Origin of the sequence: Granulicella sp. S156 (assembly GCF_009766105.1) — a bacterium.
GTDB lineage: Bacteria > Acidobacteriota > Terriglobia > Terriglobales > Acidobacteriaceae > Granulicella.
Map to the genome: position 1 here is coordinate 241,384 of NZ_LMUH01000020.1, position 20,795 is coordinate 262,178.

Consider the following 20,795-nt stretch of genomic DNA (forward strand, 5'->3'; position numbering starts at 1 on the left):
CTGACCAGCATCGGATTCGCCGGAGTGCCTGTGGCTCTGGAGAGACAAGAAAGCCTCTTGGGCAAGCTTTGATTTTCAAATTTCGAGAAGGAGACGAGGATGAGTCATTCAACGAGACGAGAGGCGCTGCGACTAATGGCAGCAGCTTCCTTGCTCGGTGGCAATAAGGGGTGGGCAGGCGTCCTTTTGAGTGAAAAGAAGGTTGCTGCTCCCGCAATCGACTGGTCCAAAGGGATGATCGAGACAACGATGCATCGAACACCCGAGGGCCCGGATCTCGGCGCGTGGGGATATGCTGTTTCGCTTTACCTCTATGGTCAATACCTCTTTTACAAACGTACGGGTGAGCGCAAGCATCTCGACTACATTCAGAGTTGGGTGGACCGCCATGTGAATGAGGACGGTGTAATCGATCGCTCTATCACTGCCCTCGATTACATGCTGCCCGGCAATCTGCTACTCGTGCTTTATACGGAAACGAAACAGGCAAAGTATAAAACGGCAGCCGACACCATCCGGCGGACCTTCGATACCTACCCACGCACCGAGGATGGGGGATTCTGGCATGCATACTCTCGCCAGCATCAGCTTTGGCTGGACGGCATGTTTATGTCCATGCCCTTCCTTGTGCGCTATGGCCAAATGTTCGACGATCACAAGTACACCTGTGATGAAGCCGCGAAACAGTTACTGATCTATGCCAAACATCTCAACGATCCGGCTTCGGGATTAATGTTTCACGCGTATGACGAATCGGGTGCTCAGAAGTGGACCGATCCGGTCACTCGTCACTCCGCGATCTTTTGGTGCCGCGCCATCGGATGGTTTGGCATGGCGCTGATTGAGGTTCTGGAAGTGATGCCGCACAGCCATTCTCAGCGCAATGATTTGCTCAAGCTCGTACGCCAGTTGGCCGCTGCCTATGAACGCTATCAGGATCCGGCGACAGGGTTGTGGTACCAAGTAGTCGACAAGAGTTCCGACCCCAATAACTGGCTTGAGACCTCGAGCTCCTCAATGTACACATACACACTGTCAAGAGCTGTGCAGCGTGGTTACATCGCAAAGAAATACGACCACGTAGCATGCAAGGGATACCGCGGCGTTTTGACTCAACTCTCACGGGATGAGGAGGGCCTCGTTCACATCGCAAACATCTGCGAGGGCACCAATGTCGGCGATCTGGAGTACTACTACGCTCGACAGCGGAAGCTGGACGATTTTCATGGATTGGGTTCTTTCCTCATCATGAACGAACAGATGCGCACTGCCGGTTGCTGAGCCTAACAGGAAGCCTGCAACCACCTGCTCACGATGGGGACAACTCTCTATATCAGCCAATTAGAGGCAGAAGAGACTACAATTACAGAATTGCGACTGTCTCGTGAGAAGGTGCCGGGATGTCAAATTCGAATCGAAATATCGAGGCTTCGCCCATCGGGCAGCAACAGTTCCTGATCGGGCTTACCCCGGGTCCACCAGAGGACTACGTGTCGCAGGATTACAGCGACTATAGCCTCTACGCCGCGGAGCAGCACCGCTCCGTATGGGAGCGTCACACGCACGACTGCACCCAAATCACCATTGCGATGAATCCCGCGCAGGTTCGCGGCGAATGGCAAGGCGAAAGCGGTCACATCGAACGTCGCGAGATGAACGGAGATATGGCTTGGATCGTCCCTCCCGGCGTAGAGCATGTCATCCACTTCGATCGCCCGGCTACACTGATCCATCTTTATCTCTCGGGATCCTTCTTCAGCAAGATGGTGGAAGATGCGCCGGACTCCGTAGAAGCTTTGCTGATTCCCTCTGTTTTGGTCCGCGATCCATTTCTCGTGGAACTTGCAAAGTCGCTTCACCGAGAGAGCCGCGAAGGCCATCTCACGGAGCTCTTTACGCAGTCCGTGGCTACCCTCACGGCGACACACCTTGTTCGTTCCTACAGCAACCGCAGTCGTGCCTTTCATTCCTATCGCGGTGGCATGGGACCCAGCCGCGAACGCCGCGTACTGTCCTACATCGCCGAACACCTAAACGAATCGATCACTCTGGAAGAGCTGGCAAAGGTGGCTGAGATCAGTCCCAACTATCTGATCGCGCTATTCCGCCAGTCGGTTGGAATGACGCCACATAAGTATGTAGTGTTGAAACGCGTCGAACAGGCACGCATGCTTTTGGGGCATCGTGACCTGACTCTGCTGGAGATCGCGCATCGTTGCGGCTTTCAGGACCAAAGCCAGTTTACGACGGTATTCCGCCGCTATGCCGGGATTACTCCGGGTCAACTTCGCCGTTCGCTCTAGCTGTTTTTCTTGCTGAGCGCTGCGCCAAACACATTCAGCAATCCACCCGCAGCTCCCATAGCACGGCGAGCGTTCTTCGAAGTCATCCTGCGTGCAATCTGAAACAGCGAGGGAGGTTCACCCTCTGCTTCTTTCAGGACGCCATGCAGATCATCCGGGTTTATGTCCTTCAGTAGATTCCCCGCCAGCAGCGACAGTCGCAGCAGGTTCACCATCTCCTGCGAACTCACTAAATCCGCCACGTGGTCGACAACGGTATCCTTCGCGCCCAACAGACCTTTCATCAAGTTCAGCACGTCTTTTTCGTGCAGTTTCTCCAAAACTTCATACGCAGCCAGAACAGCCTCAGCATGTTGCGCAGGCGCTTCATTCACTTTGCGAAGCAGATCTTCACGAGAGTCTGCTGGTTGATATACTCGGAAATCAACGGCAACCGCCATACTTTTCCTCCTTGCTTGCGCGCTCTAACATCAGTGGGACTTCCGAGTCTCGATCTGTACGAGCTTTGCCGAACCGGGCATGCGATAGTCTGCACGCTTCCATTTGCGTTCGACTTCTACACCGGTTTGCGGCGTGGGAGCACCTGAATAGCGAAAGTTCAGCGGCCGAAGTGGATTGGTTCCCTTCTCCGGAAGTACCTGCATCTTGACTGCGGTTTCCTTGTAAGCAGGAGTGTCTGTACTTGAGTCTGTATAAGAACCGGTAAGAACATTGACCGGCCCCTCTTGCGAAGCCAAAGGAAGGTAGACCTGCTTCCCGACGACACGAGCGGTCACGAGCACTTTGATCTTCAGCGAGCCGTACTTGCTGGTGAGGCGAACCCAGTGGCCGGATTCGATATGCCGCTCGCGGGCGAGTTCTTCGGAGACCTCGACGTAGCGCTCGGGCGTTTCCAGGTTGATACCGGGAACACGGTGTGTCATATTGCCCTCGTGGAAGTGCTCGAGTTGGCGGCCATTGTTAAGAAAGAGATCGAACTCATCGGACGGGGCGTCGCTGGGTTCACGGAACTGAAGTGGGAAGAAACGGGCCTTCTTGTCCGGAAAGTTGAATCCGTTGAGATAGAGGGTTGGCTCATCGGTACCGTCTGGGTGTACAGGCCACTGCAAAGTGTTGTAATTCTCAAGACGCTCAAAGCTCGCGCCGGCATACAGAGGCGTCAGCGATGCCATCTCCGCCATGATCTCGGAGGGATGCGAGTAGTTCCAATTGCCTCCGAGGCGGTTCGCGATGTCCTGCGTTATCTTCCAGTCGGCGCGTGCATTGCCTAGTTCGGGCAGAGCCTGATAAAGGCGCTGAATGCGGCGCTCGGTGCTGGTGAAGGTGCCTTCTTTTTCGAGTGCGGGTGCGCCGGGAAGAACGACGTCAGCGTAGCGGCAGGTCTCCGTGAAGAAGATGTCCTGAACGACGAAGAAGTCCAGACGTTCAAAGGCTCCGGCGACGTGGTTCGCATTGGAGTCTGCAGAGATCATGTCTTCTCCGGCGAGGTACATGGCACGGAGCTTGCCGTCATAGACACCGTCCACCATCTGGTGGTTGTCCAGGCCAACCTTCGCCGGCAAGGTAACACCCCAGGTTTTCTCGAATTTGCCGCGGATTTCGTCGTTGGTAACTGCCTGGTAGCCGGGGAAATTATTGGGCATGGCGCCCATGTCGCTAGCGCCCTGGACATTGTTATGACCACGTAACGGATAGGCGCCGCAGCCCGGTTTGGCGTAGTTCCCGGTCGTGAGCAGCAAATTGCTAATCGCAGTCGAGGAGTCTGACCCCATCACATGCTGCGTGATTCCCATGGCCCACAGGATGCAGACCGTTTCAGCCTTGGCGATTTCCTCGGCGACCTCTATGAGGGTCTCGATAGGTACCGCACATTGCTTTGCGGCAAACTCCATGGTGAAGGGCTCGAGGCTGGCACGGTACTCTTCAACGTTGTTGACATGCTGTGTGATGAACTCGGTCTTGGCGTAGCCGTTATCGAACATGTAGCGGCTAAAAGCACAAAGCCATACGAGATCCGAGCCCGGCTTGGGGCGAAAGTGGATGTCAGCACGAGCGGCCATCTCGTGCTCACGCGGATCGGCAACGATAAGGCGCTGGCCGAAGAGTTTGTGCGCCCGCTTTACCCGCGTCGCAAGCACAGGATGGCTTTCGGCAGTGTTACTTCCAACGACGAGCACAAGTTTCGCCATGCCGATGTCTTCGATAGATCCGGAGTCTCCGCCATAGCCGACGGTTCGGAACAGGCCAGCGGTGGCTGGGGACTGACAGTAGCGCGAGCAATTGTCGACGTTGTTGGTACCAATGACAGCGCGCGCTAGCTTCTGCATGACGTAGCCATCTTCATTGGTGGTCTTCGAAGAGACGACCACTCCGATGGCATCGGGGCCGTACTCCGACTTGATGCTGCTCAACTTGCTCGCGACAAGCTCCAGCGCCTCCTCCCACTCGGCTTCACGAAAGCCGCTTCCCTCTCGGATCAGCGGCTTCTGCAGGCGCTCTTTGTGATTCACATAATCCCAACCGAACTTGCCCTTCACGCAGGTGGAGATCGCATTCGCATCACCATGGAGCGGCTCAACCTTCAGAATGTGCCGGCCTTTGGTCCAGATGTCATACGAGCAGCCGACACCGCAGTATGTGCACACGGTCTTGGTCTTCTTGATGCGCTCTTCACGCATCACCGCCTCGGTCTGCGACACCTCCATCACCGCGCCGTAACCCATCTCCGGCTCAATGGCCTTAATCACGTCAATCATCTTGTCGAGCGTCTTCTGCGGAGTAGCCGTCAAATAGCCCGCCTCGCCCAACATCGATTTTTCCATCAACGCATTGCACGGGCAAACCGTAATGCAGTGGCCGCAAGAAACACAGCTTGAGCCGCCGATCTGCATACCGCCATCCCACAGCACACGCGGGTGCTCGAGCTCCCAGCCGATAGTCAGAGTCTCATTGACCTGCACCGTCTGACAGGCTTGTACGCAACGACCGCACAGAATGCACTGGCTGGGATCGTAACGGTAGAACGGATTCGACATGTCCACTTCATACGGCTTCTTCGTGAAGGGACGCTCCTGGTGTTCTACCTTCATCGCGAGCGCGGTATTGTGTACGGTGCAGTTCTCATTGTTGTTATCGCAGACTGTGCAATAGAGCATGTGATTGCCGAGAATCACATCGAAGGCTTCGGCTCGGGCGTCCGCCGCCCGTTTTGATTCCGTCACTACCTCCATGCCTGCCGCAACCTTCAGCCCACAGGAACGGACAAGTTTTCCGTCGACCTCGACCAGGCAGGTGTCACAGGTTTGAATGGGGCCCATCAGCGGGGAGTGATAGCAAACATGCGGAATCTCTTTCTCCCGCAAGATGGCCTCAAGCACAAGGTCTGATGGTTTAGCCACGACCTCTTGCCCATCGATCTGGAGATGAACTATCGCGCCGGTCTCAACTTCTACCGGTAGTGGAACTGCTTCACTTATCGTCCCGAGCATATCCAAACCTCAACCACAAACATTCTAGACCTGCGCCGCTTTTCCATACGATGCTGCACCACCGCCTAACGATAAGTCTGCGCCTGTTTCCATAGGTCGGTTTTGCGAGTTTCTATGTATTTTTTCAAAAAACACCGCTCATCTGGCTTTCGAGGGCAAACCTATGCTCCTAGGGCCTTTCGCATCTATATCAGCAGGGTGTATTTTTGCAATTTGTATCTGGATTTGCGAAATCTTACGATTCCAGGCACAACTCCGAAGGGGCTTCGCGTGCAGCAATCAGCTTTCGATACCGACGTGATGCCGGCTGAAACGACAAATTCGGCATCCCCCTCAGGCCGGTCTCAATCGACAGCCTCGGCAGCAATATGTCGGGTCAATCCGGAAGGCGTCGAGACCAGCGAAGATCTCCTCGCCGTGGAGGAGCCGCTTGAGATTCAACTAATCTTCGGGCCCCTTGATGCGCGGAAAACAAAATCCATCACGGTCACCATGCGTACTCCGGGTCACGACCACGAGTTGGCAGCTGGATTTCTCCTAACCGAAGGCGTTCTCGAAGACAGCGCCCAGATTTTGCGCATCGACTTTCTCGCCGGCGTAACCCCGCAAGAGGATTCGCCCAACAGCGCGCTTCCGGCTTCAAGTCCTGGCAACATCGTTCGTGTCGAGCTTGCGCCAGATGTCGAAGTCCGAACAGCAACCCTGGAGCGCAACTTTTACACCACTTCCAGCTGCGGCATCTGCGGCAAGGCTTCTCTACTTGCACTGCGATCGGTGTGCCCTCCGCGCCGGCATAATGACTTTTCGATCTCTTCCGAAACACTCTATGCCCTGCCCGAATCGCTTCGCACCGCACAGCAGATCTTTGCGGCTACAGGCGGCCTTCATGGTGTGGGGCTGTTCACCGCCCAGGGCGAGCTTGTCCTCTCGCGCGAAGACGTTGGCCGCCATAATGCTGTAGACAAACTTCTGGGTGCTCAATTTCTCGCCGATGCTGTGCCTTTGCGCGACAGAGTGTTGATGCTGTCTGGCCGTGCCAGCTTTGAACTGTTGCAAAAAGCCGTAATGGCGGGCATTCCCATGGTGGCTGCTGTCGGTGCCCCTTCCAGCCTTGCCGTCCAGGTCGCTCGCGACTTCGACGTAACTTTGATAGGTTTTTTGCGTGATCGGCACTTCAACGTCTACCACGGTATCGAACATATAACCCGCCATAAGGCGTCCACGGAGGTATCCGCGTGAAACTGCGATTGAAAGGTAACTCAATACGCTTGCGAGTCACACGCTCAGAACTTGCACGACTCCAGGCTGGAGAGCGCATTCAGGAAACTATTCGTTTTTCAGTCGACCCCAACGCCAGGCTTGTTTACGTTTTGGAGGTCGGCTCACATAGCCAGCCTGTCACGACGGTCTTCGTTGACCAGCAGATCGTCGTGAGTGTGTCCCAGGACCAACTCGCAAGCTGGAGCGGCGAACACCAGGTCGGCATCTATGCTTCGCTGCCTGTCGATGAAACGACAGTGCTCGAAGTATCCATCGAAAAAGACTTCGCCTGCCTGGATCTTAGCGACGAAGACAACGCAGATACCTTCGCCAATCCATTGGCAGGCAAGGCCTGTTGACTCCATACGGAGAACGTAAGTGACAACCAACTTATTCTGCAATAAGCTTCACCTGGCAACGCGCATCAGTGCCATTGCCCTAGCAGCAATCGTCGCATTCTCTGCCGTCCACGCCATTGCGCAGTCCACCATCTATGCGGATTACCCGCAGAAGCGCGGAAAGGTCGAACCCCTCCAGTGGAACGATCTGCCTTCGTGGATGACACTCAGCATGGAACTTCGCGGCCGTACCGAAGGCCAAACCTCCTACAACTACACCCAGGACGGCGATCGCATTTATGAGCTGACACGTGCCTACGGTGCTCTGGAAATTCGACCGACCAGCTTCTTTACCGGCTATCTGCAGTTCATCGACACCCACGCCCTGGGCCTGCCCACGCATGTTGTAGCTTCCAACATGCGCGACGCGTTCGACCTGCGCCAGGGCTATGCCGATTTGCACGGGCGGCCAGGAGGTATACCCGTCGACCTCTTCGCGGGGCGGCAGGAACTGAAGTTCGGCTCAGAGCGAATCATCGGTATCAGCGACTGGACCAATAACAGCCGCACCTGGGACGGCTTTGATGCCCGCATCGGCGACAAGAATCGAATTGATCTGTTTTCTACGTCGGTAGTTGCCGTGCACCCCACATCGCTCGACAAACATGGAGCCGGACTCACCTTCCATGGTGCGTACGGCTCGATCTCGACGTGGATTCCGAAGGTTCACCTCTCTCCGTATGTGCTTATCCATACGGTACGCGGGGTTACCAGCAATCAAAATATCAAGGGTAATGAGGTAGAAACAACGTTCGGCACCGAAGTTGAAGGGACATTGCCTGCGAATTTCGATTACGAGGCCAATGCATCGTTACAGCGCGGTAGCTATTCGAACAACTCGATTCACGCAGGCCAGAACTTCGATAAGCTCGCCTACACGATGGAAACGCTTCCGTGGAAGCCGCGCATCGGTGGCGAGTTTGACTACGCGACCGGCAATGACCACACCAACGCGAACCGTATCGGCACCTATGACCAGTCGTATCCATCGAACCACAACGCGTTCGGTCTCGTTGATCTATTCGGCTACCAGAACATTCGTCAGGAGCGCATCAACCTGGATCTCGGACCCTCTAAAAATCTTTCGATACTGGTCCAGGGCGGTTTCCTGAATCTCGCCCAGAAGAATGACTCGCTTTACTCCAGCTCCGCCTCCGTAGTCATCAAGCCGCCCACCGGCGGGTTCGCGACGGATGACATCGGACAGGAATTTGACGCCTCCGCAAAGTACGTTTTTCACGACTACATCGTCGCCAATGTCGGTGTGGGGCATCTCTTTCCCGGCAAGGTGCTCCTCGATAACAAGCATGGAGCCGCGGAAACGATTGGCTATTTTTCACTCACCTACCGTTTTCGAGTGGATAAGCAAACTCAGAATCCAGGCAAACAGAACTAGAAAGGAACTACAGAACCTATGTCCGAGAATGAGTACAACCCTCTAAGCCGTCGCAGGTTTATTGGAAATTCTTCAGCAGCTCTGGTGGCCATAGCCGGAATGCAGGTAGCCGCTTCCGCGCAGGAAGCAACACCTATCCGCTCCAAAGACCATCATCTCGTCAACGAACTTGAGCCGCAGCCTAAGAACACCGCGCTCGATGCACAGAATCCTTCTTCTAACTTCCCGCCTGAAACAGATTCCGGTGGACAGCCTCCCTTCAAGTACCCCTTCTCCTTCGCGCATAAGCGCATCGAAGGCGGTGGCTGGACCCGCCAGGTAACCGTACGCGACCTTCCCATGTCGAAAAAGATGGCCGGCGTTCAGATGCGCCTCATCAAGGGCGGCATTCGTGAACTGCACTGGCATGTAGGAGCAGAGTGGGCCTTCATGATCTCCGGCAGTGCTCGCATCACCGCTGTCGATCAGCATGGGCGCGGTTTTGTGGATGATGTCAACGAGGGCGATCTCTGGGTCTTCCCCGGGGGCATCCCTCACTCCATTCAGGGTCTTGGGCCGGATGGCGCCATGTTCCTCCTGGTCTTCGACGACGGGAACTTTAACGAATTCGAGACCTTCCTCCTTACCGATTGGCTGCACCACACCCCAGCAGAAGCTCTGGCCAAAAACTTCGACGTGCCCGCCGCGACCTTCGCAAATGTCCCCCCGAAAGAACTCTTCATCTTCGAACGCGAGCTGCCGCGTCCTTTGGCGGAAGAAAAACGCGAGGTTGAAGCTGTCACTGGAGGCGTCCCCAATTCATTTGCCTTCTTCACCAGCAAGATGAGCCCAACCAAGGTAACCAAGGGGGGCGAAGTCAAAATCGTCGACGCGAAAAACTTCCCTGCATCGAACATCGCTGCTGCTATCGTCACCCTCAAGCCTGGAGGCCTACGCGAACTGCACTGGCATCCGAATGAAGATGAGTGGCAGTATTACGTCAAAGGTAGTGGACGCATGTCCGTGTTTGCCGCAGGTGGTCGCGCACGCACCATGGACTTCCAGGCAGGTGACGTTGGCTACATCGACAGGTCCCTTCCCCACTTCATCGAAAACACCGGCGACGAAGACCTGGTCTTCCTAGAGGTCTTCCCCACCCCTTATTACGAGGACATTTCCCTCGGTGAGTGGCTGGCGCACACACCTTCTCGCCTAGTCGATCAGCACATCGGTACCGGCGAAGACTTCCTAAATAAGATCCAGAAAAAAGAAGCTGTCATCACACCTGAGTAGTTGTATCGTGTGGATGCCCTGCAACGGGGCATCCACATCTTTCCATACAAGATCATTAGTCGCCTAAAGGGGGCGACAATTCGTGAAAACAAATCGTTGGGGAATTGCCCTTGCGGGTATCGTGTTGCAGGTTGTGCTCGGCTCTGTCTATGCCTGGAGCGTCTTCCGTACGCCCCTCATCAAACAGTTTCACTGGAGCATCTCTCAGGTCACCCTTACCTTCACCATCTGCATCGTCGTTCTTGGCTTTGCTGCTTTCTTCGGCGGCCTCTGGCTCGGTAAAGTAGGTCCACGCACCGTTGCTGTCACCGGAGCCTTTCTTTACGGCTTTGGGACCCTTCTCGCAAGCCTGTCTGCCCACGGCCTCTGGGTTCTGTACCTCGCCTACGGCGTTATCGGTGGCATTGGCCTTGGTTTCGCGTACATCGTTCCGGTCGCGGTACTGGTCAAGTGGTTCCCTGACCGCCGGGGGTTTATCACCGGTGTTGCGGTTGGTGGCTTTGGAGCTGGGGCGTTGATCACCGCTCCTGTGGCCACACACTTGATGGCCAGCATCGGAGTGCTCCACACCTTCGCCGTCCTTGGCATTACTTACGCGGTTCTCGGCGTTCTCGCCTCATTGTTTATGCGCAATCCGGATAAGGACTGGAAGCCCGAAGGCTGGGTGCCCTCTGCTGCCCTCACGGCTCAACGTTCTGAAGCCAACCACACGCTCGGCGAAGCCCTCAGCACCTGGCAGTGGTGGGCGCTCTGGATGATCCTCTTCCTCAACACCTGCGCCGGCATCTCGCTCATCTCCCAGGAATCGCCAGTCTTCCAGGAACTCGCCAAGGTTACCGTTGTCATTGCCGCCGGTATGGTCGGCATCGCCAGCATCGGTAACGCTGTTGGCCGAGTCTTCTGGTCATGGGTCTCGGATCTCCTCAACCGGCGCGCGACTTTCATCATTACGTTCCTCCTGCAAGTCGCGCTCTTCTGGTTCCTCCCCGGAATCACCTCAGCCACGGTGCTAACAGTAGTCGCCTTCCTGATTCTCATGTGCTACGGTGGCGGCTTCGGTACCATGCCGGCCTTCACCGCGGACTACTTCGGCTCAGCCAACGTCGGTCCTATTTATGGCCTGATGCTCACTGCCTGGGGAGCAGCTAGCGCCTTTGGCCCTCTTCTCGTCGCGCATATGCGCCAGGCAAACGGCAACTACCGCAGCGGATTTCATGCCCTTGCCATCATTGTTCTGATTGCGACCATCATCCCACTCGCAGTGCGTCCTCCCCATCCTGTTAGTAAGGGAGCATAGATAGATATCAACGAGGAGAGGGTTCTGAAGGCTGACACCTCAGAACCCTCTATCTCAAATCACCCAGGCTCATTCTCCTGCTTTGCGGGAGCGCGATTCGAGTATCCGTGGATCCGAGATGGGAGCAGAACAGCTGGACGCCGTGCAAAGGAACGCTGCAGCGTGGGGCAGCGATGGATATTGCACGTCAGCCCGTGGCAACGGTCCCTCTGTTGGGTCCCACCACTCCACTCGTTTGTAGACCGGCCCGGCGCTTAGAGCCGTCTGGAAGAGAGCTTTTGCAGTCGGATCCTTCTTTGCGCCAACGATGGTGATGTGAACAGGTGGCCTGGTGAACTCCGTCTCTGCAATCAGGATGGGCGCGGAGAGCCATGCTGTCGCTACTTCGGATGTTGCCAGATAACGCATGGCTCGTGTCGCGGTCTCTTGATCACCCTTCTCCCCTGTGTAGTGCGAGAGCAGATTCGCGAAGCGAGCTAGTTGTGCGTTCTCATCTCGTTCCGGATGCGCTTTGTAAGCGTGGTCGGTAGACGTCTTCGAGGTGATGAACCCCGCTCCTGTGGCAGCCGCGAAGTTGGCAGCGATGAAATGACGTGCTGCTTCAGCTCGCTTCAGCCATTCGCGATCGCCAGTGACCTCATAGAGCGATAAGAAAGCCTGCCCCATGGCAAGTGAATCTCCCAGGTACGGCCCTGCAGCATCCCGATCGCCATGGGAGAAACCTCCGTTAGCAACACTGCGATGAGCTATGACCCAGCGGGCGGAGCGCTCGGCTTCTTCCTGCGTAAGTGGGTCGCCAGTGACAGCATAGAGCGTGCAGAGAGCCCTGATCATCCATCCGTCCTCACGTGCGTAGAGGTGTTTATCTACGCGTGGTGTCCCGAGCGAACGTCGCTTGGCATCATCCAGCTTGAAGTAGTCCGCGCTATGCTTGCCTGCAATGAGGTCCGCGTCCTGGCTAACGTAGAACGCGCCCTCTGGACTGGTGAGAAAGGTACGGACGTAACGATGCACGTTCTGCGCAGCAGTGAGATACTCCGGCGTGCGGAACTGGCCGTAGGCTTGCGCATAGGTGCGCATCACCTGTGCCTGGATGAAGAGCAGCTTCTCAAAGTGTGGTTCATTCCAATTGCCACCAGTGGAATATTGATAGGCCCCACCCCATACGGGATCGAGTAACTCTCCCGCAGCCTGAAGCGTCTCGCGGACGCGCTGCTCCTGAAGCTTGTCTCCCCGCCACGCAAGTGTGCTGGCATACTCGACGGAATCGGCATCAAGATATTTGTGGCCGAAGGCCCAGCCTTTGCCGGCAACATCGTACTGCTTTTCGTACTCTTTCTTCACCTCATCAAGCAGTGACTGAGCTAGAAATGGAGTCACAGCGTACGTAATAGCCTTCTCTGGTTCGACAGAAGGCCCGGGCGAAGGGTCATCGATTACGGCCTGCAGGATGGACGCCATCTGCTGCGGCGGAAGATAGCCTTGTCTTTTGACGATTTCACTGCCATCTGCATTGAAGATGACGGTAGCAGGCCAGCCATAGTCTTCATACCGATTGGAGATATCAGGCCGCGAATCCTGATCGACTTTGACCGCAATATAGCTCTTACTCATCAGGCGTCGCACAGAGGGATCGCGGTAGCTTTGCTGATCCATCACATGACACCAGTGGCACCACACGGCTTCCAGATCGAGCAGCACAAACTTATGCTCGCGCGCGGCTTGCGCGAAGATTTCATCCGACCATGGATGCCAGACGATGGGCTGAGACGTAGATTGCGCGTAGCCGTGAGCCGTCAGGAGAGCTAACGGCAAAAGCCAGCGGAGCTTCATTGGATGCCGATATAGTCAGGCGGTTGTTGACAGAACCAGCCAAGTTCGGCAGCATGCGCGAAGCATTGCTGAATCCTGGCTGCCTGCTCCTCAGGGCTCAGCTTGCTGCTTGCGAAGGCGTGGTCGATAGAATCTGCGAGCGTCTTGCGCTGCTGTAGCGCGGAGAGAAGGAGATAAGCCTCGCGCTCGATCCGGCGATAGTAGACCGAGTTGTCAAAGCGATGGATGGCAAGATAAATTTTCGCCCGGCGCATGCCTGGCAGCCGCAGGCGAGCTGTTTCCTTGCGCTCCGTAACGGCGTTGCTCATGATGTCAGACTCAGGCGTCACCCTGTGTACGGCCAGGACAAGTTCGTCGACCGGGTATTGGAGATCGAGAAGCTGGAGGTGCGGTTGCAGCGAGAGCCTGGACTCGCCGTCAAGCCCGGTAAAGGCTTCTTGCGTGAGAGGAGCGACAGCGGCGCGGTCGAAACTTTCGACATATGCCCACTCCAGGCGTGCTACATCGAGCAGAAGCGTGTGCCGCCTTGACGAAAACTCGGGATGATCTTTCAGCCAGAGCGGCAGCCGAGCACCCAGGTTCCGTAGCGTGAAGGAGGTTGAGGGGTTTTCTTTGAGATACGCAAGTACCAGCGCATCGAAACGCTTGGCACCGAGCACTGCTGCGAGCGCGGGGAAATCTTCCGAGACAGCGCCGATAGTACGGAACCAATACTGCCGGTTATAGATCTCAAGCCGCTCAAAGGACGTAAGCCGATCATTCGGCTTGACGTAGGTTTCTGCAAGGTCGCTCATCGAGCGGCCATCTTCGATCTCCTGTTGCATCTCGAAGTCTTCTGTCAGTGGCCGTCGAACGTCCTCTGACATGCGCCGCTGGAGTTCGAGCAGATTCATACCCTGACCTCGTCGCGCTGAGCCACCGGTACTGCGGAAGGCCGCGACTGCGGCTGGTCGAGGTAACGATTCGCCTTGAGCGCTTCAGCATGGACTTCGTCGAACGAAGGGATATTGTCATCCCATTCCAGAAGCGTTGCGGTCACCCCGACGCGCTCGATCGCACGTGCGTACATATTCCACACGGGATCGAGCACTGGATGGTCGTGGGTATCGAGGGTGTACTTTTCAAACTTGGAATGTCCCGCAATGTGAATCTGCGCGACACGATCGGCCGCTACCGCATTCACATACTCCAACGGGTCGAAATTATGATTCTGAGACGAAACATAGATGTTGTTCACGTCGAGCAGGATGCCGCAGTCGGCGGCGTGAACTACTTCGTTCAGGAACTCCCACTCGGTCATCTGCGATTCATGGAACTCGGCGTAGCTGCTGACATTCTCTACGGCAATGGGAATCTCTAAAAAATCCTGCACTTCGCGAATACGGGCCGCGGTGTTGCGTACAGCTTCGAACGTATATGGCAAAGGAAGCAGATCGTGGGTATAGCGGCCATCGACGCTGCCCCAGCAGAGATGGTCGGAGAGCCACGGCGTTTTGGTGCGCTTTGTCAGCTCTTTCAGCCGTTTGAGGTGTTCACGGTCGAGCGCCTGCGCGGAACCAAAGTACATGGAGACGCCATGCTGAACGACGCGATACTGTTCCAGAATCTGGTCGAGCACCTTGAGCGGCCTGCCACCATCAACCATGTAGTTTTCAGAGATGATCTCGAACCAGTCGACGACAGGCTTTTCGGAGAAGATGTGCTCATAGTGGGGCACACGCAGTCCTATTCCGACACCGTAGTCCGTGAACCCATTAAATCGATTGGCTGGCATTGCGTACTCCTGATGCGATGAAGCCTGGGGAGTAGGGGCCTGAAGGAACCTTCAAACCCCCACAACAAGGAGACAAATTAAGCCTTAGGTCCCTTGGAGCCGTCGGTTGCGCAATCGCCCTTACCCTTGCAGCTGTTCTTGCCGGGGTGCTTGCCGCCGCCCTGGCCTTTACAGTCGTTCTTTCCCTTGCAGGAGTGCTTGGTGGGGTCGGGAGTCGTCTGCGCGAGCAACACACCGGCGGCCTGAACCGTGGTGGGCGCGTTCGACGTCGGTTGTGCATTCACGCGAACAGCAGTACCACCGAGAAGGCCAGCAACTGCGGCGGCCAGAGCAAGCGACTTTGTGGAGTTCTTCATGAGAGGAACCTTTCTATGGGTTGGGCCGCGCACGGCGTGCGCTGGGCGTTAGTAGATAGATGCAAGATAAATACAAAACTGCCGTACTGATGGAACGCGATGACAAGCCGAATGGATTGCCATCGGCGAGGCTTAATCTTCGCGTATTCATACTGCACGTTTGAGTGCCAAGTGCGGAATAGGTTACGAGGATTATTTTTCACACCTAACGACTGCCGAGCAACCGACCCTTCGGTCACATCCAACACTTATTCCTTTTCTTGTTATAGACTTGGCCGGTCAGGAATAGTAATAGAGACCCTGATCGTAGCGAGCGGAGCCGACGCATCAAAGGTGACGCCGTGCTGTCCGGCACGGATACCAAGTTGACTCCAGAGTCGTGGAAGATCGACGGGAACCGGAGTTACGCTCCACTGAGCGTACATCTCCTCAAGCACCTTTGTGCTCGTAGCCTGATCTCCGATGCTTAGAACCCGTGCTAATGGCCATTCTTTATCGATAGAACCGCCTGCGGCAACGATTGCCCGCAACGCGTCCTGCAATCCTCGACGGTTCCCTGTCCGCTTGCGGATTTCTACATCGGCCATAAGACAGAACATGGCTCCTCCCCAGTAGGTTCGACCCCAGGTGTGTGTCACATCAAGCCCGTGGTCGTTTGAACCGGGCTCTCCATTCGGCATGCCATTCATCATGTCGGCCCAGATGGTTGCAGCGGAAAGTTGGCTGGCCTGCACTCGGGCAACGGGTTCGATATAGCTGGCAATTCCCTCTTCCAGCCAGTGCTGGTCGTCCGGCAGCGACGGCAAAGCTGTATGAACGAGTTCATGGGTGATGATCCAGTCGGCAGCGAGCTCTTCACGGGTTGTCGATTGGCCAACACGAAGTCGCAGGAATGCAGGAGATCCAGCCATGTTGCCCCAGGTTGTTCCCTGAAGAACACCGTGCTGGTCAGCAACAGGGATGACGAGGATTCGAATACGCTGGACAGGCAGACGGCCATAGTAGAGGGCTACCGCGTGAGCTGCCGTTTGAATACGCTGAATGACCTCACTTCTGGGCAGGTCGAGCCGGCCTTCCGCAAAATCGATCTGCAGCGTTGCGCCTCCTGCTGCAAGCGATTGAGAGAACGCAATGGCCGGTAGGTGGCGTGAACCTTTCTCTTGCGCGGCGAGGCTTCCGATCGGCATTGCCATAATCGCTAGAAGACCGAGAGTTCGTAACCTTCGCATGATCCTGAATATCACAAGCATCGCCTGTTCCACCGGGACAGCGGTGGATACCTCAAGGATCCCATTAGAGTCGCAGTATGTTTAAACAGCAATTCGGGTGCGGCATTTACAGTGGCGTGAAATCCGCGCCGAGCACTCGTCCACTTCCGGGGGCCTGGGCGAACAGGATGAGATGATGTCCGGGCGTTTTATGAAAGGAGGCTGGCAACGCAATCTCAACGGTTTGCTGAGCCACTGCTCGTAGCTTGGCCACGTGAACAATGGAGCGTGCTACGGCAACGTGGGATAACGTACGGCCAGCGTTCTCTCCATTCAGCACGGTCGACTGGTCGGCATCGTCGGCGAGAACCGCAAAGATATCCGCGCCATGCAGTGAAGCATCCGCCATTGCCGAGAAGTTCACAGTCAGCGCCCCCCCCGAGAAACTTGAGGAAAGAATATGCAGATCCACTGTTGCGGTGCGATTCTGCTCTTTCCGTATAGCGTTTGTAAGACTGTTTCTATCGCTGCCGACAAACTGTTCTGTGCCATTAACAACCATCTGCGGTGTGTACACACTTTCGAGCCCAAACCTCGTCCCATAGCCGTTCTGCCGGTCCGTATAAGTGGATGAGGAAAACGGATCAGACCATCCGAGCGAGTTCCAATAAGTAACGTGCTCGCTAATACCGACGATGAGCTGCCCCGCAACAGGTTCCGTCCCATCAATCTCGCGGAGCAATTTATCCGCTGGTGGACAGCTCGAACATCCTTCCGAGGTGAAGAGTTCAACGAGAATTATCCTCGGTCGCGATGTCGAGTCAGGCTTTGTAACCACCTGCGCAGACAATGGGACTATGTTCGACATCAAGACCATTGCGATAACTCTAGCGAGCTGGGCCATGTATATCTCCGCGTCGAAGCTGCCCATGAGACGCGAAAAGATGTACGGAGTTACAAACGCCATGCCCTTGGTAGAACTGCTCTTCGCGAAAGACAGACCTCACATCCCCGTACGTCAGGCCGGTGAGATCGATCGGGTTTATTTTCATGTTTCTTATGTATGATTCAGAAAAAAGTTTTGGTAAAGCAGCGTCAAACGATCATTTGCTGTGCTAGCATTGCGCCTTGTAATCATTTTCACCCACCTTCCCCACGGTGGAAGTCGTTCGTTCCCTCCGAAGTAGTTGCACGTATTTGTACTTAGGAGAAGCGCAAAATGATGCATAGAACCTTCCTCGCAGTAGCCATTCCAGCTCTAACCGCGACCTTCTTTCTCTCAAACCAGTGCGCGGGACAAGGGCATGCGTTGCCCGCTTGCGGTGGAATTTCGCAGTCGCAATATCAGTTCTCACAAATCTTTGAACCTTACTGACTTTTATTGAAAAGCCGAACGAGATAGGTGCGCCATCAACGTTGCTCAATAGGGCTTGTAAGCCATACTGCAAAACTCCGCTTTCTAATTGATCCCATGTCCTTCTTGTCGATTGAGCTGCTGGCATTTCCTGTAAGGCTCGGCCCAGCCCAAAAATCTACAAGGAGGATTCTTCGATGAGACGCACGCTCGCCATGGCACTTTCCACCGCAGTTATTTCCCTCACCCTGACCGCCGCAGCTTCAGCGCAGACAACTACGGGCTCGATTGGCTTTCACCTCCTATTAGGTGATGGCAGCTCGGAAGAAGCTTTAACTCTGACCGGAGGCAATTACACAGACCTCATCATGTCGAACATGATCGCGGGCGTAATGTATGGCCACCTGGTTCAGGAATACACCGCTGTCCCAGGCATTCAATACAACAAGGACTACCTGTATGGATCCATCATGGCGCAGCTATTGCAGGAGAACATCGCCACCGAAGACTACGAGTCCAGCAGTACCCTGATCGATCCCTCGCCGGACCAGCAGGCAGTGATGGATGAGGGCCAAGGTGGCCCTTATCAGATCAATAACTACGCGGTGGACATGGTCGCCGGAAGCTACGCCCCTGCTGGTAACTCGCTCATCAATTACATCGCAGTTCAGAAAAACATTGGCTACACCATGGCTACCGCTGCGAACCAGTATTCGCAGGCAACGCCGCCATCGTTCAACAACAAGTACTACGGGCCAATGCTGCCGGCTTTCTTCCACTACAACGATATGGTCGCGCTGAACATAACCGGCAAAGGCCAGTACGGTTGGACTACTCCATGGGAACCGGAGTACGACGAGGCGCTGGCCAACTTCGTCAATCTTCCGAACAGCTTTCTCGATGTGATTCTCAACGTTGCCTATAACCAGGGGTACTATGGCACTCTTGTGCCCCAATACAGTACCGAGGGGGCGACGGCTACGGAGTCGACGGTGGCGTCGGTGAACTCGTACAGTTCGGTATGGGGAAACTCGAGCACCTATGCGCAGTATCCCTACCAGGTCCACTACTACCTGGACCAGATGTACGACAATCCAATTCCGACCACGAGCCTCTCCACCGTGGTCACACCAACCAATCACATCATCTTTAGCGTAAGCACGTTGGAAAGTGTCTTCTCTAATGTGTTCCAGACGCTGGACTATTCGAATGGCACCAACGCGGCACAGTTCTTCACCACCACACAGGCGCAAACCGCATTCAACTCTGCGCTATCGCAGCATGGCGTTTCGAGCAGCGCTTCTCTCGATCTCAGCAATGCCAGTAACCGCGCAACGATCTTTGCCGTAATCGATAGCGCAATCGGAAACCTAGAATCAGCCGTTGGAATGAAATTCAACTCGACAACGCTGTCGCAGCTCTAGCCGGAATAGATCGGACCATCTGAAGAAACCCATGAAGGGGCAAGGCCGGTAAGCCAGCGATTGGCTTTCCTGGAGTTTTGTTCCTTCTGGGTTTTGTGGTGTCGATTCGGAGGTACTGCACAATCTGCAGCGTGACTAGCGATAGGATATTTTTTTGGTGGAGCTGAGCGGGATCGAACCGCTGACCTCCTCGTTGCGAACGAGGCGCTCTCCCAGCTGAGCTACAGCCCCACGGATACAGCAAGGCGCCTGACCGGGCGGTGCGCCTCCAAACTGCTTCGTTATGCAGTTTAGCAGGAGATACCCGCGCTCTCCAAACGCTTTTCGGCGCGGCGCGTCGAATCAATGAACTGATCGCGCAAAACGTGCGTATTGGCTTAAGGACGCATCGTACTAACAGAAGCGCCAAGGAGTAATCCCGTGACATTGCAAGAACAGCAGATGATCGACGAATTGGTCGATAGGATCCGCACCACACAGCTTGCCGAAAAGGACGCCGACGCAGAGAAGCGGCTGCAGCAAGGGCTCGCCGGTTATCCCGACGCCATCTACGTGCTGGCGCAGACCGTGCTTGTGCAGAAGTATGGCCTCGAACAGGCTCAGCAGCAGTTGCAGGCGATGCAGGCTGAGCTTGACGAGCTTCGTCAGCAGCCTCCTCCGGCTCCTGCCAAATCCAGCGGCAGTTTTCTGGGTAACCTGTTCAGTGGCGGATCACACGAGCAGCCCCAACCGCAGGCCAGCCAGGCGCTGGGTTATCCTGGTGCGCCATCTTCCTATCCAGCGGTGAACAACCCCGGCTATCCACCCTACGCTGAGCCAACCTATCCTTCACAGCAAGGTTATCCTCCGCAGCAGGGCTACCCGCCACAAGCCTATCCGCAACCTCCCGCCTACGGTTACGGACAGCCTGTGGGATATGGAGCTCCTATGGGCGGCGGTGGTGGCGGATTCCTCCGCAGCGCCATGCAAACGGCTGCCGGCGTCGCTGCGGGCGAGATGATGTTTCAGGGCATGGAGTCGCTCTTTCATGGCTTCGGCGGCGGCCACGAGGAACGCGGCTTTGGCGAGAGCCGCCCCAGCGAGACCGTCAACAACTACTACGGCGAGGGCGAAGGTGGCGAACACCATCACGAAGCAGCCGCAGCGGATCGCGATGACAGCAGCTTCTACAATCCGAAAAACGATGCCAGCCGCGATGACGATAAAGACCATGACACCGGAGGCGCGAAATTTGCCGACACCGACAAAGCTGACGATGACAAATTCAACGATGACCAGAACGATACCGGAGACGACGGTTCCAGTAACGACGACTCCGACTATGATTCAGGCGATGACAACAGTTCGGGCAGTGACGACAGCGGGTATTAAAGAAGTTTTACGATTCACAAAAACTGTCATCCCGACCGGAGCATGACGGCTTTATGTCATG

At 55.6% G+C, this 20,795-nt stretch carries 17 protein-coding genes and 1 tRNA gene; 9 read left to right on the forward strand and 9 right to left on the reverse strand.

Annotation, left to right across the window (positions count from 1 at the left end; translation table 11 throughout):
* Positions 1-99: 99 nt before the first annotated feature.
* Positions 100-1,281, forward strand: coding sequence for a glycoside hydrolase family 105 protein (locus GSQ91_RS15655; RefSeq protein ID WP_158822696.1), 1,182 nt, complete (start codon positions 100-102; stop codon positions 1,279-1,281).
* A gap of 119 nt (positions 1,282-1,400) precedes the next feature.
* Positions 1,401-2,303 (forward strand): helix-turn-helix domain-containing protein, encoded by a 903-nt coding sequence (locus GSQ91_RS15660; protein WP_158822697.1) that lies wholly within the window; start codon positions 1,401-1,403, stop codon positions 2,301-2,303.
* Here the strand turns inward: GSQ91_RS15660 and GSQ91_RS15665 are convergent.
* Entirely contained in the window at positions 2,300-2,743 is a 444-nt protein-coding gene (locus GSQ91_RS15665) for a hypothetical protein (protein WP_158822698.1), read from the reverse strand. The genes GSQ91_RS15660 and GSQ91_RS15665 overlap by 4 nt on opposite strands.
* Positions 2,744-2,773: 30 nt before the next feature.
* Positions 2,774-5,791, reverse strand: coding sequence for a formate dehydrogenase subunit alpha (fdhF, locus tag GSQ91_RS15670; protein ID WP_158822699.1), 3,018 nt, complete (start codon positions 5,789-5,791; stop codon positions 2,774-2,776).
* Positions 5,792-6,016: 225 nt separating this feature from the next.
* Between fdhF and fdhD the strand changes: the two genes are divergently transcribed.
* The 5 genes from fdhD to GSQ91_RS15695 all read left to right on the forward strand — a co-directional run bounded on the left by fdhD (position 6,017) and on the right by GSQ91_RS15695 (position 11,414).
* Positions 6,017-7,030, forward strand: a complete 1,014-nt coding sequence (fdhD, locus tag GSQ91_RS15675) for a formate dehydrogenase accessory sulfurtransferase FdhD (protein ID WP_254064617.1) — start codon at positions 6,017-6,019, stop codon at positions 7,028-7,030.
* The gene (locus GSQ91_RS15680) at positions 7,027-7,410 is read left to right on the forward strand and encodes a hypothetical protein (protein WP_158822700.1); all 384 of its coding nucleotides are present in this window, start codon (positions 7,027-7,029) and stop codon (positions 7,408-7,410) included. The genes fdhD and GSQ91_RS15680 overlap by 4 nt, the downstream gene beginning before the upstream one ends.
* 19 nt (positions 7,411-7,429) lie before the next feature.
* On the forward strand, positions 7,430-8,845 hold the full coding sequence (locus GSQ91_RS15685) for an alginate export family protein (RefSeq protein ID WP_158822701.1): 1,416 nt from the start codon (positions 7,430-7,432) through the stop codon (positions 8,843-8,845).
* Positions 8,846-8,863: 18 nt separating this feature from the next.
* Positions 8,864-10,117 carry a cupin domain-containing protein gene (locus tag GSQ91_RS15690; protein WP_158822702.1) on the forward strand — a complete coding sequence of 418 codons (1,254 nt, stop codon included), beginning with the start codon at positions 8,864-8,866 and terminating at the stop codon, positions 10,115-10,117.
* Positions 10,118-10,199: 82 nt separating this feature from the next.
* Positions 10,200-11,414: an OFA family MFS transporter gene (locus tag GSQ91_RS15695; protein ID WP_158822703.1), complete on the forward strand. Its 1,215-nt coding sequence runs from the start codon at positions 10,200-10,202 to the stop codon at positions 11,412-11,414.
* A 69-nt stretch (positions 11,415-11,483) separates the two neighbouring features.
* Here GSQ91_RS15695 and GSQ91_RS15700 read toward each other — a convergent pair whose 3' ends face one another.
* The 6 genes from GSQ91_RS15700 to GSQ91_RS15725 all read right to left on the reverse strand — a co-directional run bounded on the left by GSQ91_RS15700 (position 11,484) and on the right by GSQ91_RS15725 (position 17,489).
* On the reverse strand, positions 11,484-13,229 hold the full coding sequence (locus tag GSQ91_RS15700; RefSeq protein ID WP_158822704.1) for a thioredoxin domain-containing protein: 1,746 nt from the start codon (positions 13,227-13,229) through the stop codon (positions 11,484-11,486).
* Positions 13,230-13,243: 14 nt separating this feature from the next.
* A complete protein-coding gene (locus GSQ91_RS15705; protein ID WP_158822705.1) occupies positions 13,244-14,140 on the reverse strand; it encodes a DNA-binding domain-containing protein in 897 nt (298 codons plus the stop codon).
* Positions 14,137-15,021 carry a DUF692 domain-containing protein gene (locus tag GSQ91_RS15710; RefSeq protein ID WP_158822706.1) on the reverse strand — a complete coding sequence of 295 codons (885 nt, stop codon included), beginning with the start codon at positions 15,019-15,021 and terminating at the stop codon, positions 14,137-14,139. The genes GSQ91_RS15705 and GSQ91_RS15710 overlap by 4 nt, the downstream gene beginning before the upstream one ends.
* Before the next feature lie 77 nt (positions 15,022-15,098).
* Positions 15,099-15,377, reverse strand: coding sequence for a hypothetical protein (locus GSQ91_RS15715; RefSeq protein WP_158822707.1), 279 nt, complete (start codon positions 15,375-15,377; stop codon positions 15,099-15,101).
* Between the two features lie 263 nt (positions 15,378-15,640).
* Positions 15,641-16,564: a hypothetical protein gene (locus GSQ91_RS15720; protein WP_254064618.1), complete on the reverse strand. Its 924-nt coding sequence runs from the start codon at positions 16,562-16,564 to the stop codon at positions 15,641-15,643.
* A 148-nt stretch (positions 16,565-16,712) separates the two neighbouring features.
* On the reverse strand, positions 16,713-17,489 hold the full coding sequence (locus GSQ91_RS15725) for a thioredoxin family protein (protein WP_158822709.1): 777 nt from the start codon (positions 17,487-17,489) through the stop codon (positions 16,713-16,715).
* Positions 17,490-18,136: 647 nt separating this feature from the next.
* On the opposite strand from GSQ91_RS15725, the gene GSQ91_RS15730 reads away from it, so the two are divergent.
* Positions 18,137-19,363 (forward strand): chitin-binding protein, encoded by a 1,227-nt coding sequence (locus GSQ91_RS15730; protein WP_158822710.1) that lies wholly within the window; start codon positions 18,137-18,139, stop codon positions 19,361-19,363.
* A gap of 155 nt (positions 19,364-19,518) precedes the next feature.
* On the opposite strand, the gene GSQ91_RS15735 is transcribed toward GSQ91_RS15730, so the two are convergent.
* Positions 19,519-19,594: transfer RNA gene (locus GSQ91_RS15735), tRNA-Ala, on the reverse strand.
* 189 nt (positions 19,595-19,783) lie between these two features.
* Between GSQ91_RS15735 and GSQ91_RS15740 the strand changes: the two genes are divergently transcribed.
* Positions 19,784-20,734, forward strand: a complete 951-nt coding sequence (locus GSQ91_RS15740) for a DUF2076 domain-containing protein (RefSeq protein WP_158822711.1) — start codon at positions 19,784-19,786, stop codon at positions 20,732-20,734.
* Positions 20,735-20,795: the final 61 nt, after the last annotated feature.

Excerpts from the sequence above, each read along its gene's own strand:
- GSQ91_RS15705 (WP_158822705.1), bottom strand. The coding sequence starts at position 14,140 with ATGAATCTGCTCGAACTCCAGCGGCGCATGTCAGAGGACGTTCGACGG.
- GSQ91_RS15665 (WP_158822698.1), bottom strand. The coding sequence starts at position 2,743 with ATGGCGGTTGCCGTTGATTTCCGAGTATATCAACCAGCAGACTCTCGT.
- GSQ91_RS15725 (WP_158822709.1), bottom strand. The coding sequence starts at position 17,489 with ATGGCCCAGCTCGCTAGAGTTATCGCAATGGTCTTGATGTCGAACATA.
- GSQ91_RS15660 (WP_158822697.1), top strand. The coding sequence starts at position 1,401 with ATGTCAAATTCGAATCGAAATATCGAGGCTTCGCCCATCGGGCAGCAA.
- GSQ91_RS15720 (WP_254064618.1), bottom strand. The coding sequence starts at position 16,564 with ATGCCGATCGGAAGCCTCGCCGCGCAAGAGAAAGGTTCACGCCACCTA.
- GSQ91_RS15710 (WP_158822706.1), bottom strand. The coding sequence starts at position 15,021 with ATGCCAGCCAATCGATTTAATGGGTTCACGGACTACGGTGTCGGAATA.
- GSQ91_RS15690 (WP_158822702.1), top strand. The coding sequence starts at position 8,864 with ATGTCCGAGAATGAGTACAACCCTCTAAGCCGTCGCAGGTTTATTGGA.
- GSQ91_RS15730 (WP_158822710.1), top strand. The coding sequence starts at position 18,137 with ATGAGACGCACGCTCGCCATGGCACTTTCCACCGCAGTTATTTCCCTC.
- GSQ91_RS15655 (WP_158822696.1), top strand. The coding sequence starts at position 100 with ATGAGTCATTCAACGAGACGAGAGGCGCTGCGACTAATGGCAGCAGCT.
- fdhF (WP_158822699.1), bottom strand. The coding sequence starts at position 5,791 with ATGCTCGGGACGATAAGTGAAGCAGTTCCACTACCGGTAGAAGTTGAG.
- GSQ91_RS15715 (WP_158822707.1), bottom strand. The coding sequence starts at position 15,377 with ATGAAGAACTCCACAAAGTCGCTTGCTCTGGCCGCCGCAGTTGCTGGC.